This window comes from Bacillus sp. 007/AIA-02/001, from assembly GCF_004634455.1.
GTDB lineage: Bacteria > Bacillota > Bacilli > Bacillales > Bacillaceae_G > Bacillus_A > Bacillus_A cereus.
The window spans coordinates 191,721-204,288 of sequence record NZ_SEIY01000003.1 but is presented as its reverse complement, the minus strand read 5'-3'; the positions used below and the strand labels follow the sequence as shown (position 1 = coordinate 204,288).

Sequence of the window (12,568 nt, the reverse complement as noted above, 5' to 3'; positions counted from 1 at the left end):
AGTATACCCCTTTCTTGTATGAGAAGATGCAGTAAGTCTATTAATAAAATTTTCAATTTGTATTGAGAGAACACAGGAAAACAATTGTTATATGTAAGGAGATTCCGAAAAAGAATACTTAATTGGATTAGAAGTGAGAGAAGGATGAGTGAAAATGAAATCTCCTATAGATTAAATCTTTTTTATTCTTTTCTCCAATAAACGCCAAATACATCAATTTTAGTAATAGGGGCTTTTAAATTTCGTTGGTTTCTAAAGTCTGTCACAGCCTCAGCACATGGCGGTAGCCCGTAGTCATCGATAATTATATAGCCACCTTTAGAAACTTTATCATATAAGTTCACGAGACCATCCATTGTGGATTCGTACATATCACCATCAAGCCGTGCAATTGCTATTTTTTCAATTGGTGCTGTTGGTAAAGTATCTTTAAACCAGCCTTTTAAAAATTTCACTTGATCATTTAGTAAATCATATTTTTTGAAATTCTCTTGTACTTGTTCTAAAGAGACGCGTAAGTAATCGAATGTGTGCAAATAATCACCGTAATCTTTTGGATATTGTTCTAGATTCGGTGCTGGCAAACCTTCAAATGAATCAGCGACCCACACATTACGATTCGTAATGTTGTTTGCTTGTAAAAAACCATTCATAAAAATGCACGATCCTCCGCGCCATACACCTGTTTCAATAAAATCTCCCTCTATATTTTCACGAACAACGGTTTCCATTGCCTCTTGTAATTGGTTCATACGTTCTCGACCGATCATGCTATGTGCTGCTCTTGGCCAATCCATTCCATCATGGCGTTCACTTTTTGAAACATTTGGTTTTACAATTTTTAAGTTATGGTTTTCAGCATATTGCTTAATGAATAAAGGGAGGGGGACTGTAACTGGCTCGAATTCTAGTTCTTTTGAAATATGTAGAGATGCGGGTAAGTATGCCTCATATTCTAACCATATTTCAAATAAAATGGTCTTCTTTAGCAATTCGAGATAAAGCTGAACAGCAGATTTACTTTCCATATTTGTGCCTCCTGCAAAATGTCATACAACAATATGATTATGTAGATAGCGAATGTTTCATGATTGAATTTGAAATTGAAAAAGCAGTAAAACTGATATCAGTTTTACTGCTAAGTAAAAAATTAAGCGATTTTTTCAATAATAATAGATGCATTTGTACCAACAGCTAATGATAGCCCAAGCCCTGTAACGATTACTTCAATTAATGATGGAGTTGTCGTAATTTGCGTAATTGCTTGAACAACGATAGGTGCTCCAACTGAGATTAAAGTGGCCCCAGTACCTGGAACAGATACCCCATTTACTTGGATTGTAAGTCCTCCTAATAGACTTACTGCTGCAGTGTATACGATAACGGTAATTTTATAGAATCCAGTTTGACTAATTACGAAAGTATCAGGATCTAATTGAGAAATTGCTGTACCAAACTGAGATCCAACAGTATTAAATGGTACTGGAGCATTAAGTCCAATATCCAAAGAAATCCCAGCGGAGTTAAATGCATACAATCCTGCTGGAAGCCCTAGTCCAGATGGTCCCGTAGGTCCCGTAGGTCCAGTAGCCCCAGTCGGCCCCGTAGGTCCAGTAGCCCCAGTGTCACCAGTCGGCCCTGTAGGTCCAGTAGCCCCAGTGTCACCAGTCGGCCCCGTAGGTCCAGTAGTCCCAGTGCCACCAGTCGGCCCCGTAGGTCCAGTAGTCCCAGTGCCACCAGTCGGTCCTGTAGGTCCTGTAGGTCCCGTAGGTCCAGTTGGCCCCGTAGGTCCAGTTGGCCCGGTAGGTACAGTCGGCCCCGTAGGTCCCGTAGGTCCAGTCGGCCCGGTCGGCCCAGTCGGAAGGGTAAACGGTGGTATCGGTGGTAATGTAGGTCCTACAAGATTAGGGTCAAATGCACTAGCTGATAAAGATTCATCGGGATTTAATCCATTTGAATAATTATTATTTGACATAAATTCACCTCCATAAAGCGTTCATTATATAGTAGATGCAAAACCGAAAGAAAATGACACGGACATTTGAATTATTGAAAAGAAATCTTAAACTACTTGAACAATTTAAAAAAATGGAAAGTTTAGTATATGTATAACATATGATTGATTTGGAAGAGGGTGATTATGTTGAACAAGCAAGGAATTACAATTAGTTTATGTATGATTGTTCGAGATGAGGAGGAGACAATAGCCCGTTGTTTAGAAACAGTTGAAAAAATTGTGGATGAAATTATAGTAGTTGATACAGGTTCCGTCGATCGAACGAAAGAAATCGTAGAGAAATACACTTCTAACATATATGATTTCCAGTGGATTGATGATTTTGCAGCAGCAAGAAATTTTTCTTTTTCAAAAGCGACGCAAGAGTATATATTGTGGCTAGATGCAGATGATGTCTTATTAGAAGATGCTCAAGAAGCATTGAAACTTTTAAAAAGAGAATTAGATCCTAAAATTGATGCTGTTTCGATGCCTTATCATCTTGCAATGGATTCTAACGGGAAACCTTTATATTGTACAAAAAGAAATCGACTTGTAAAGCGTGAAAAACAATTTCAATGGTTTGGAAAGGTTCATGAGTATTTAGCTATTTCTGGTGAGGTTTTTAGTAGTAATGTTGCTATTACACATAAAAAAGAAAAAAAAGTAACAAATCGTAATTTGAAAATTTTTCAAAATACTGTAGCGGCAGGTGAAGAATTAAGTCCGAGAGATTTATTTTATTACGCAAATGAATCTACGGATAACCAAAAATATGATGATGCAGTTCTTCTATATGAAACATTTCTTAATCAAGACGAAGGATGGTATGAAGAGAAAATTTATGCATGTGGTAAGTTAGGAGATTGCTATGCAAAGCTAGGAATGTGGGAGAAGGCAATCGAATCTTGTGTGAAGTCGTTTCGGTATGACGTCCCTAGAGGAGAGAATTGTACAAGAATAGGATATATATATATGGAACAAGAAAAATATAATGAAGCGATATTTTGGTTTAAACTTGCCACGGAAGTACCAATGGCAACGGAAAGTCCTTTCCATAGTCCAGCTAGCTACACATGGCTACCCTATTTACAAATGTGTATTTGTTATAGCAGGTTAGGGGAGCAGGATAAAGCGTATTATTACAATGAATTAGCAGCTTCTTATGTTCCGAATAATGCTGCAATTGAATATAACCGTAAATATTTTCGGGGAGTTTTTGATAAACCATATAAAGTGTAATAGGTTTCGTTTTTTAGAAATGATTTATCGCTATTCTAACTCTAATAGATTGGTTATATATTAGAGTATCAGTAACGTAACCAATATAAATAAAAGATTTTATACTGCTATTTGCGGGCTAATAATCATTGGGGGATGAACAAAATCTGCACTTTATAGAATTCATATGAGATTTATATTTCTAATTCAATTTGCATAAGGAGTGTGTGAAATGAATCGCGAAAAAAGTTCTTTATATGAAGAAAAATCCGAGCATTATTATAATGCAGCGAATCCGAATTTATTAAAGCATATAAAAAAGGAATGGAAAGAAGTTCTTGATATTGGTTGCTCGAGCGGTGCATTGGGAGCAGCTATTAAAGAAAACGGTACACGTGTATCAGGAATAGAGGCATTTCCAGAGGCGGCAGAAAAAGCGAAGGAAAGACTAGATCATGTTATTTTAGGGGATATAGAAAAAATAGATCTTCCTTATGAGGAGGGGCAATTTGATTGCGTCCTATTTGGGGATGTATTAGAGCATTTATTTGATCCGTGGGCTGTGATTGAAAAGGTTAAGCCATATATAAAGCAAAATGGTGTGATTTTAGCAAGTATACCAAACGTTGCTCATATTTCAGTATTAGCTCCCTTACTTGCTGGAAATTGGACGTATACAGAATATGGTTTATTAGATAAAACACATATTCGTTTCTTTACATTCAATGAAATGCTAAGAATGTTTTTAAAAGCAGGATATTCAATTAGTAAAGTAGATCGTGTATATGTTGATCATAAAATGTATGAGTCGCTTATTGAGGAGTTATATGGAATTTGTAAAAAATATCGTCTTGGAAGTGGCTTCATGGCTGAGACAGTTGTATTTCAGTATATTATTGAAGCTGAAAAATCACAATTATGAGTGCTGCAGACAAAACAATATTATTTGTTACATGCATAAATGATCGGAAATTGTATGCAAACTGCGTGCGACATATATTGCAATTGTTAGTACCGCCAGGGTATATTGTCCAATTTATGCCGATTCGAAATGCGAAAAGTATGACGAGTGGATACAATCAAGCCATTTCGCATCCAGCAAAGTATAAAGTGTATTTACATCAAGATGTTTTTATTATAAATAGGGCTTTTTTATACGGATTACTTCAATTATTTGAGGAACATGAAGACCTTGGGATGATTGGGATGGTTGGAGCGCAATATGTTCCTCCGACTGGCGTATGGAACGAAGGGCGTGGAATTGTAGGAAAAGTCATTGGTTATATGAATGATTTGTTTTATATGGCAAGTTTAGAACAACCGTATCATGAATCAAAAACATTTATTCCTGTAGAATGTATTGATGGTTTATTAATGGCGACACAATATGATGTTCCGTGGCGAGAAGACTTATTTGACGGATTTGATTTTTATGATGTATCCCAATCATTTGAATTTAAAAAAGCAGGATATACAGTCGGTGTACCTGTACAGCGCGATGCTTGGTGTATCCATTATCATTTTGATGTGAATATGGCGAACTATGAAAAGTATCGGAAAATATTTGTGGAACACTATATGTCAGATGTAAATAAGGAAGAATAAAAGGGGGGACAAAAATGAAAGATCATACAATATTAGTCGTTGTTTGTGTAAATAATGAGGAGCTTTTCAAACAATGTGAGAGCCAAATAAGAAACATTTTTGTTCCCTCTGGTTATGTCGTGCAAATTTTTCCGATACGAGATGCGCAAAGTATGGCAAGTGCATACAACCGAGCCCTTTCATATCCAGCGAAATACAAAGTGTATATACATCAAGATACATATCTTATTAATCGAGACATGTTTTCTACACTTATATCTCTTTTTAAAGAAAATGAAAAGCTTGGTTTAATAGGAGTCGCTGGGGCTCAGTTTTTACCGAATAACGGGATATGGTGGGAAGGAAAAAATTTAGTAGGGAAAGTGATTGAGTATAGAAGACGGAATTATCAATTATTAAATTTAGATCAGGTTTTTTATGGTAATCAACCATTTTTGTCAGTTCAGGCAATTGATGGTTTATTCATGGCAACGCAGTATGATATTCCGTGGCGAGAAGATTTGTTTCAAGGGTTTCACTTTTATGATGTGTCACAGTCTTTAGAGTTTCAAAGGGCTGGTTATTTAATTGGTATCCCAAATCAAGCAAATTTATGGTGTATTCATTACAACGGGGATGAGTTTGATGCGGATACATATGAGAAGTACCGGAAAGTGTTTGTAGAACATTACAAAGATATATTATCTCCATCATAAAGGAGAGATGAAAAGTGAAAGGAATTATTTTAGCAGGTGGTACTGGATCGAGATTATATCCAATAACGAAAGTAACGAATAAACATTTACTTCCTGTTGGTCGGTATCCGATGATTTATCATGCGGTATATAAGCTAAAACAATGCGATATTACAGATATTATGATTATTACGGGTAAAGAGCATATGGGGGATGTTGTTAGCTTTTTAGGGAGTGGTCATGAATTTGGAGTGTCCTTTACGTATCGTGTGCAAGATAAAGCGGGCGGGATCGCACAGGCGTTAGGGCTTTGTGAAGATTTCGTCGGGAATGATCGTATGGTAGTTATATTAGGGGATAATATTTTTTCAGATGATATTCTTCCGTATGTTGAAGAGTTTGCAAATCAAAAAGAAGGTGCGAAAGTGCTATTGCAATCTGTAGAAGATCCCGAAAGATTTGGCGTAGCACATATTCAAAACCGAAAAATAGTTGAAATTGAAGAAAAGCCGAAAGAGCCGAAAAGTTCTTATGCGGTTACGGGAATTTATTTGTATGATTCGAAAGTCTTTTCTTATATTAAAGAATTAAAACCTTCTGCACGGGGAGAACTTGAAATTACAGATATAAATAATTGGTATTTAAAACGAGGGGTACTTACTTATAATGAAATGAGCGGCTGGTGGACTGATGCGGGAACTCATGCTTCGCTTCAAAAGGCGAATACGTTAGCGCGTGATATTAATTTTGGGAAACAGTTTAACGGAGAATAGGTGAGAATATGAAAGTTGTAGAAACAAATTTTACCGATGTAAAATTGTTAGAACCGAGGTTGTTTGGAGACGAGCGTGGCTTTTTTTCAGAGAGTTATAATAAGCAGGTGCTAGAAACATTAGGGATAACGTATTCATTTGTACAGGATAACGTATCTTATTCGGCTAAGGCAGGAACGATTCGGGGACTACACTTTCAAAAAAAACCGAAAGCACAAACGAAACTCATTCAAGTTATGCAAGGGGCAATTTATGATGTTATCGTTGATTTACGAAAAAAATCACCAACATTTAAACAATGGAAAGGATATATTTTAAGTGCAGATAACCATCGACAATTACTAGTGCCAAAAGGGTTTGCGCATGGATTTTGCACGCTTGTTCCGCATACTATCGTTATGTATAAAGTAGATGAATATTATAGCGCAGAGCATGACTCAGGATTACTTTGGGAAGATAAAGATTTAGCAATTCCTTGGCCAGTAACCGATCCTATATTGTCCGATAAGGATCAGATATTACCATTATTAGAGGAATATGAAGATAGTTTTTAAGTAGGAGCGTTGTTTATGAATATATTAGTGACAGGTGGGGCTGGATTTATTGGAAGTAATTTCGTTCATTACATGCTACAAAGTTATGAAACATATAAAATTATTAATTACGATGCATTAACATATAGCGGGAATTTAAATAACGTAAAATCTCTTCTGGATCACCCGAATTACTCTTTTGTAAAGGGAGAAATTCAAAATGGAGAGCTATTAGAACACGTTATAAAAGAGCGAAACGTACAAGTGATTGTAAATTTTGCAGCCGAATCACATGTGGACCGTAGTATTGAAAATCCGATTCCTTTTTATGATACAAATGTAATTGGGACGGTCACTTTATTAGAACTAGTTAAAAAATATTCGCATATAAAACTTGTGCAAGTATCAACGGATGAAGTGTATGGCTCTTTAGGAAAAACAGGGAAGTTCACAGAGAAAACGCCGTTAGCTCCAAATAGTCCATATTCTTCAAGTAAGGCGAGCGCGGACATGATAGCTCTATCTTACTATAAAACATATCAATTACCGGTTATAGTAACGCGTTGTTCTAACAATTATGGACCGTACCAGTATCCTGAAAAATTAATTCCATTAATGGTTACGAATGCACTAGAAGGAAAAAAACTACCGTTATATGGTGATGGTTTAAATGTAAGAGATTGGTTACATGTAACGGATCATTGCAGTGCGATTGACGTTGTTTTGCATAAGGGACGTGTCGGAGAAGTATATAATATAGGTGGAAATAATGAAAAAACAAATGTAGAAGTTGTGGAACAAATTATTACTCTTTTAGGAAAAACAAAAAAAGACATTGAATATGTTACAGATCGTTTAGGGCACGATCGTCGTTATGCGATTGATGCAGAGAAAATGAAGAATGAATTTGATTGGGAACCGAAATACACGTTTGAACAAGGATTACAAGAGACGGTGAAATGGTATGAAAAGAATAAGGAATGGTGGAAACCACTAAAAGATTAGTAAGGGGCATGTTAAATGAAAGAGAGGGTTATCATAACAGGAGCAAACGGTCAATTAGGAAAGCAACTATTTGAAGAGTTAGACTCTGAAGAATATGATATATATCCATTTGATAAAAAGTTATTAGATGTGACAAATATATCCCGAATACAACAAGTGGTACAAGAAATAAAACCACATATAATTATTCATTGTGCTGCCTATACGAAAGTAGATCATGCGGAGAAAGAACAGGATTTTGCGTATAGAATAAATGCAATCGGAGCTCGAAATGTAGCGGTTGCTTCACAATTAGTAGGGGCGAAGCTAGTTTATATTAGTACTGATTATGTATTTCAAGGTGCCAGACCAGATGGATACGACGAATTTCATAGTCCAGCGCCGATAAATATATATGGGGCCTCTAAGTATGCGGGGGAGCAGTTCGTCAAAGAGTTACATAATAAATATTTTATCGTTCGCACATCGTGGCTATATGGTAAATATGGGAATAATTTTGTGAAAACGATGATGCGATTAGGAAAAGAAAGAGATGAAATATCTGTTGTAGCGGATCAAGTTGGCTCTCCTACGTATGTGGCGGATTTGAATATGGTTATTAATAAGCTCATTCATACTTCTTTATACGGTACATACCACGTATCAAACAGAGGTTCATGCTCTTGGTTTGAATTTGCACAAAAGATATTTTCGTACGCCAATATGAAAGTGAATGTATTACCTGTTTCAACGGAAGAATTCGGGGCTGCGGCTGCGAGGCCCAAATATTCTATTTTTCAACATAACATGCTAAGATTAAATGGTTTTTCACAAATGCCGTCTTGGGAAGAAGGATTAGAGCGGTTTTTTATAGAAACCAAAAGTCATTAACAAATTTCTGTTAATGACTTTTTTGTTTGCCTTTAAGCGGTTTTATGGTACTATAATTATAGTATCAGGTACTAATAACAAGTATAAGTATTTCTGGGAGGATATATCATGGAACTATTACAAGGGAAAACATTTGTTGTTATGGGCGTTGCGAACCAAAGAAGTATTGCATGGGGAATAGCTCGCTCTTTGCATAATGCAGGTGCAAAATTAATATTCACATATGCAGGAGAACGTTTAGAAAGAAACGTTCGTGAATTAGCGGACACATTAGAAGGACAAGAATCACTTGTATTACCTTGTGATGTAACGAATGATGAGGAACTTACAGCTTGCTTTGAAACAATTAAACAAGAAGTAGGTACTATTCACGGTGTAGCACATTGTATTGCTTTTGCAAATCGCGATGACTTAAAAGGTGAATTTGTAGATACTTCTCGCGATGGATTTTTACTTGCACAAAATATTAGCGCATTCTCTTTAACAGCTGTAGCAAGAGAAGCGAAGAAAGTAATGACAGAAGGCGGAAATATTTTAACATTAACATACCTTGGCGGCGAGCGCGTTGTGAAAAATTATAACGTTATGGGTGTTGCGAAAGCTTCATTAGAAGCGAGCGTGAAATATTTAGCGAACGATTTAGGTCAACACGGTATTCGTGTTAACGCTATTTCTGCAGGACCAATTCGTACGTTATCTGCAAAAGGTGTAGGCGATTTCAACTCAATCTTAAGAGAAATTGAGGAGCGCGCACCACTTCGTCGTACAACAACGCAAGAAGAAGTTGGCGATACAGCAGTATTCCTATTCAGTGATTTAGCACGCGGTGTAACAGGAGAAAACATTCATGTTGATTCAGGGTATCATATCCTAGGATAAATATAATATTAATTTTTAAAGGACAATCTCTAAATGCTGAGATTGTCCTTTTTATTTGTTCTTAGAAAGAACGATTTTTAACGAAAGTTCTTACCACGTGATGAATATAACTATAATAGTACACGATTTATTTAGCTACGTATGGAAGTGGGAGGGACGAGTGTGAAGAATAAAAATAAAAGTTCAACAGTTGGAAAACCGTTGTTATATATCACGCAAGTAAGTTTAGAACTTGCTGCACCGAAAATAAAAAGGATTATCCTTACAAACTTTGAAAATGAAGATCAAAAAGAGAAAAGTAATAGACAGGAAAATATTGTAAGAAGTGCTGTGGAAGAGGTAATAGAACAAGAACAACAAGAAGAGCAGCAAGTGGAAGAAAAAATAGAAGAAGAAAAAGAAGAACACATAGAACAAGAAGAGCAAGAACCAGAACCAGTAAGAACTGTCCCGTATAATAAATCATTTAAGGATATGAATAATGATGAAAAAATTCATTTTTTACTAAACCGCCCTCATTACATTCCGAAAGTAAGATGCAGAATAAAAACAGCTACAGTCTCATATGTTGGATCGATCATATCGTATCGTCATGGCATTGTATCTATTATGCCGCAAAATAGTATGAGAGATATTAGGTTGTCTATAGATGATATCCAATCGATTAGTATGGCCGGTTTTTAAATATGTAAAGGTGGTAGAAAGCTTCTACCACCCCAATAGTTTTTTAGTTTACTTTACGATAGAAACGTCGCGTAAGCATTGAATCGCACAGAAACAGCTTAAATCAACAGTAATGCAAGTAGTTGTAGATATTAATCTTGCATTTGGTACAGCTAAAAACGTACAAATTGGATCGTCACCAGGTGGTACCGGAGTACCGTCACCTAATACTACAGTTAATACACGTAGCACAGCACAGCTATCATCATCTACACTTTCCACACGGAAAATTGGAGATCGGCAGCTAGTAAGGCTTGAAGATGGTGCAAATGCTTCAAAAGGTTCTCCAGTTTTTGTGTATAAAATAAAAGGGCGTGTATTTGCTACTGATGCAGTATTGTGTGCACCTAAAAATGGGATTTCACAACCAGATCCACATGTTGTTGTAGAACAATCTTGTAATTCATTGATGAATTTTACAACGTCAACTACACAATGAGAAGAGCCATGGTGTTTATTTTCGTTACAACTCATTAATGTCACTCCTTATCTTCTTGTTTGTATTTACATTAATAAGATATTGGAGTCGAGGAGATTTGGTCACAATCTCAAGACCTTTTTTTTTAAATAGGCGAAAGAGGATAAGGGTAGGTGGAATTATGCTGTTTACAAGCTGGCTTTTATTTTTTATTTTTGCGTTAGCTGCTTTTAGGCTCACTCGTTTAATTGTTTATGATAAAATTACAGCCTTTTTGCGAAGACCATTTATTGATGAATTAGAGATTACGGAGCCGGATGGAAGTGTATCAACGTTTACAAAAGTGAAAGGTAATGGATTAAGAAAGTGGATTGGCGAATTATTAAGCTGTTATTGGTGTACAGGTGTATGGGTTAGTGCTTTTTTATTAGTCTTATATAATTGGATCCCTATCGTTGCGGAACCGTTACTTGCATTATTAGCTATTGCAGGAGCGGCAGCAATCATTGAAACAATTACAGGATATTTTATGGGAGAATAATATATTTTCATAATACGAGAAAAAGCGGAGTTTAAAAGAATGAGGGAACGGAAATAAAGAGTTGTTCATATAGTAAATAGACAGAATTGACAGTAGAGGAGATGTTTGCTGTGAGCAATAATCTAAGGCAGAATTCATATGACCTGCAGCAGTGGTATCATATACAGCAACAACACCAAGCACAACAACAGGCATATCAAGAACAATTACAACAACAAGGATTTGTGAAGAAAAAGGGATGCAATTGTGGGAAAAAGAAGAACACAATAAAACAATATGAAGAATGAAACACTCATGCTACTGTGAGTGTTTTTTATTATATATAAAAAGCGGTATTTCTGTATAAGAAATACCGCTTTTTACTAGCTAATTTGTGCAACTGTTAATGCTGCAGCACGAATGTCTACAGTTCCAATTAACTGAACTGGCACAATTTGAATTAAGTCACCAGGATTTAAGTTAATAAGAATAACACCGCTGGATACGTCTACTTCACCAGTACCAATAACGTTAGAACGAACTGCTGTACCTGATCCAGGAATAATGTTAGCTGGTGTATTTAATGATAAGAAGAAACGACCAGCTTCTGGTGCAGTAGGTACGTTATCAAGACTAATTGTTAATGTATAACTAATTTGATAAATACCAGCTCGTAGAATTCGAATGCCATCTCCGACACTTACTGTATCATTTATTACAGGAACAGTAATATTTGGGTTTGGACTTACGCTAGGTAATAATAGTGGTGTAAATAGTGAAGCAAACTGAGGTGCAGACGCGTTGAAAGCAAAACCAAAGGCAGGTAGTGTACTAGCTGGCTTCGCCTCACAATCGATTTTAGTAAATTCGCAATCAGAAGAGAACATGTTTTTCACTCCTTTATCTGTTTCTACTTTCAGTTAATGAAAAGGACAGGTTCTATGTTCTAGACAAGTTCCCAATTTTAAGAAATTTACATAAGAATACTCGTTAAGCATGGATTGGGTGGCAGAATACTCTGCCACCCAATCCATGCTTAACTCATTATTTAGTTTTAAATAGAAACATCACGTAAGCATTGAATAGCGCAGAAGCAACTTAAATCAACAGTAATGCAAGTGGAGGTTGATATTAGTCTTGCATTTGGTACAGCTAAAAACGTACAGATTGGGTCGTCACCAGGTGGTACAGCGGTACCATCACCTAAAACTACAGTTAATACACGCAATACAGCACAGTCATCATCATCTATACTTTCTACGCGGAAAATAGGAGATCGGCAGCTAGTAAGGCTTGAAGATGGTGCAAATGCTTCAAAAGGTTCTCCAGTTTTTGTGTATAAAATAAAAGG

16 protein-coding genes and 1 pseudogene are annotated in these 12,568 nt (G+C 36.2%); 12 read left to right on the top strand and 5 right to left on the bottom strand.

Annotated elements, in window-relative coordinates:
* Positions 1-182: 182 nt before the first annotated feature.
* Both ES895_RS10305 and ES895_RS10300 read right to left on the bottom strand, forming a co-directional pair.
* A complete protein-coding gene (locus ES895_RS10305) occupies positions 183-1,028 on the bottom strand; it encodes a TylF/MycF family methyltransferase (RefSeq protein WP_000444386.1) in 846 nt (281 codons plus the stop codon).
* A 122-nt stretch (positions 1,029-1,150) separates the two neighbouring features.
* Complete coding sequence (locus ES895_RS10300) at positions 1,151-1,975, bottom strand: BclA C-terminal domain-containing protein (RefSeq protein ID WP_097842727.1); 825 nt, start codon at positions 1,973-1,975, stop codon at positions 1,151-1,153.
* A gap of 165 nt (positions 1,976-2,140) precedes the next feature.
* Between ES895_RS10300 and ES895_RS10295 the strand changes: the two genes are divergently transcribed.
* The 10 genes from ES895_RS10295 to ES895_RS10250 all read left to right on the top strand — a co-directional run bounded on the left by ES895_RS10295 (position 2,141) and on the right by ES895_RS10250 (position 10,240).
* Positions 2,141-3,238 (top strand): glycosyltransferase, encoded by a 1,098-nt coding sequence (locus ES895_RS10295; RefSeq protein WP_000932913.1) that lies wholly within the window; start codon positions 2,141-2,143, stop codon positions 3,236-3,238.
* 211 nt (positions 3,239-3,449) lie between these two features.
* The gene (locus ES895_RS10290) at positions 3,450-4,139 is read left to right on the top strand and encodes a class I SAM-dependent methyltransferase (RefSeq protein ID WP_053513441.1); all 690 of its coding nucleotides are present in this window, start codon (positions 3,450-3,452) and stop codon (positions 4,137-4,139) included.
* Entirely contained in the window at positions 4,136-4,822 is a 687-nt protein-coding gene (locus ES895_RS10285; protein ID WP_135238331.1) for a glycosyltransferase family protein, read from the top strand. Before ES895_RS10290 ends, ES895_RS10285 begins: the two co-directional genes overlap by 4 nt.
* Positions 4,823-4,836: 14 nt before the next feature.
* The gene (locus tag ES895_RS10280; protein WP_000651529.1) at positions 4,837-5,517 is read left to right on the top strand and encodes a glycosyltransferase family protein; all 681 of its coding nucleotides are present in this window, start codon (positions 4,837-4,839) and stop codon (positions 5,515-5,517) included.
* A gap of 14 nt (positions 5,518-5,531) precedes the next feature.
* On the top strand, positions 5,532-6,269 hold the full coding sequence (locus ES895_RS10275) for a sugar phosphate nucleotidyltransferase (RefSeq protein WP_000676160.1): 738 nt from the start codon (positions 5,532-5,534) through the stop codon (positions 6,267-6,269).
* A gap of 8 nt (positions 6,270-6,277) precedes the next feature.
* Positions 6,278-6,823 carry a dTDP-4-dehydrorhamnose 3,5-epimerase gene (rfbC, locus tag ES895_RS10270; RefSeq protein ID WP_000869431.1) on the top strand — a complete coding sequence of 182 codons (546 nt, stop codon included), beginning with the start codon at positions 6,278-6,280 and terminating at the stop codon, positions 6,821-6,823.
* A gap of 15 nt (positions 6,824-6,838) precedes the next feature.
* Positions 6,839-7,807, top strand: coding sequence for a dTDP-glucose 4,6-dehydratase (rfbB, locus tag ES895_RS10265; RefSeq protein ID WP_001024163.1), 969 nt, complete (start codon positions 6,839-6,841; stop codon positions 7,805-7,807).
* Positions 7,808-7,822: 15 nt separating this feature from the next.
* Positions 7,823-8,677 carry a dTDP-4-dehydrorhamnose reductase gene (gene rfbD / locus ES895_RS10260; RefSeq protein ID WP_000664647.1) on the top strand — a complete coding sequence of 285 codons (855 nt, stop codon included), beginning with the start codon at positions 7,823-7,825 and terminating at the stop codon, positions 8,675-8,677.
* Positions 8,678-8,785: 108 nt separating this feature from the next.
* The gene (fabI, locus tag ES895_RS10255; RefSeq protein ID WP_000421886.1) at positions 8,786-9,556 is read left to right on the top strand and encodes an enoyl-ACP reductase FabI; all 771 of its coding nucleotides are present in this window, start codon (positions 8,786-8,788) and stop codon (positions 9,554-9,556) included.
* 141 nt (positions 9,557-9,697) lie between these two features.
* Complete coding sequence (locus ES895_RS10250; protein ID WP_002196304.1) at positions 9,698-10,240, top strand: spore coat CotO family protein; 543 nt, start codon at positions 9,698-9,700, stop codon at positions 10,238-10,240.
* Positions 10,241-10,288: 48 nt separating this feature from the next.
* On the opposite strand, the gene exsY is transcribed toward ES895_RS10250, so the two are convergent.
* Positions 10,289-10,753, bottom strand: coding sequence for an exosporium assembly protein ExsY (gene exsY, locus ES895_RS10245; RefSeq protein WP_001277743.1), 465 nt, complete (start codon positions 10,751-10,753; stop codon positions 10,289-10,291).
* Positions 10,754-10,878: 125 nt separating this feature from the next.
* Here exsY and ES895_RS10240 point away from each other — a divergent pair, with 125 nt between their 5' ends.
* Together ES895_RS10240 and ES895_RS10235 are read left to right on the top strand one after the other, a co-directional pair.
* The gene (locus ES895_RS10240) at positions 10,879-11,238 is read left to right on the top strand and encodes a DUF1360 domain-containing protein (protein ID WP_000899664.1); all 360 of its coding nucleotides are present in this window, start codon (positions 10,879-10,881) and stop codon (positions 11,236-11,238) included.
* Between the two features lie 101 nt (positions 11,239-11,339).
* Positions 11,340-11,525 carry a hypothetical protein gene (locus ES895_RS10235; RefSeq protein WP_021727509.1) on the top strand — a complete coding sequence of 62 codons (186 nt, stop codon included), beginning with the start codon at positions 11,340-11,342 and terminating at the stop codon, positions 11,523-11,525.
* 75 nt (positions 11,526-11,600) lie between these two features.
* On the opposite strand, the gene exsF is transcribed toward ES895_RS10235, so the two are convergent.
* Together exsF and cotY are read right to left on the bottom strand one after the other, a co-directional pair.
* Positions 11,601-12,104 carry an exosporium protein ExsF gene (gene exsF, locus ES895_RS10230; RefSeq protein WP_000492943.1) on the bottom strand — a complete coding sequence of 168 codons (504 nt, stop codon included), beginning with the start codon at positions 12,102-12,104 and terminating at the stop codon, positions 11,601-11,603.
* Between the two features lie 167 nt (positions 12,105-12,271).
* A pseudogene (gene cotY / locus ES895_RS10225) lies at positions 12,272-12,568 on the bottom strand (spore coat protein CotY); the annotation flags it as partial.

Excerpts from the sequence above, each read along its gene's own strand:
- ES895_RS10300 (WP_097842727.1), bottom strand. The coding sequence starts at position 1,975 with ATGTCAAATAATAATTATTCAAATGGATTAAATCCCGATGAATCTTTA.
- ES895_RS10285 (WP_135238331.1), top strand. The coding sequence starts at position 4,136 with ATGAGTGCTGCAGACAAAACAATATTATTTGTTACATGCATAAATGAT.
- fabI (WP_000421886.1), top strand. The coding sequence starts at position 8,786 with ATGGAACTATTACAAGGGAAAACATTTGTTGTTATGGGCGTTGCGAAC.
- ES895_RS10280 (WP_000651529.1), top strand. The coding sequence starts at position 4,837 with ATGAAAGATCATACAATATTAGTCGTTGTTTGTGTAAATAATGAGGAG.
- ES895_RS10240 (WP_000899664.1), top strand. The coding sequence starts at position 10,879 with ATGCTGTTTACAAGCTGGCTTTTATTTTTTATTTTTGCGTTAGCTGCT.
- ES895_RS10290 (WP_053513441.1), top strand. The coding sequence starts at position 3,450 with ATGAATCGCGAAAAAAGTTCTTTATATGAAGAAAAATCCGAGCATTAT.
- ES895_RS10235 (WP_021727509.1), top strand. The coding sequence starts at position 11,340 with ATGTTTGCTGTGAGCAATAATCTAAGGCAGAATTCATATGACCTGCAG.
- exsF (WP_000492943.1), bottom strand. The coding sequence starts at position 12,104 with ATGTTCTCTTCTGATTGCGAATTTACTAAAATCGATTGTGAGGCGAAG.
- rfbD (WP_000664647.1), top strand. The coding sequence starts at position 7,823 with ATGAAAGAGAGGGTTATCATAACAGGAGCAAACGGTCAATTAGGAAAG.
- ES895_RS10250 (WP_002196304.1), top strand. The coding sequence starts at position 9,698 with ATGGAAGTGGGAGGGACGAGTGTGAAGAATAAAAATAAAAGTTCAACA.
- ES895_RS10305 (WP_000444386.1), bottom strand. The coding sequence starts at position 1,028 with ATGGAAAGTAAATCTGCTGTTCAGCTTTATCTCGAATTGCTAAAGAAG.
- rfbB (WP_001024163.1), top strand. The coding sequence starts at position 6,839 with ATGAATATATTAGTGACAGGTGGGGCTGGATTTATTGGAAGTAATTTC.
- ES895_RS10295 (WP_000932913.1), top strand. The coding sequence starts at position 2,141 with ATGTTGAACAAGCAAGGAATTACAATTAGTTTATGTATGATTGTTCGA.
- rfbC (WP_000869431.1), top strand. The coding sequence starts at position 6,278 with ATGAAAGTTGTAGAAACAAATTTTACCGATGTAAAATTGTTAGAACCG.
- exsY (WP_001277743.1), bottom strand. The coding sequence starts at position 10,753 with ATGAGTTGTAACGAAAATAAACACCATGGCTCTTCTCATTGTGTAGTT.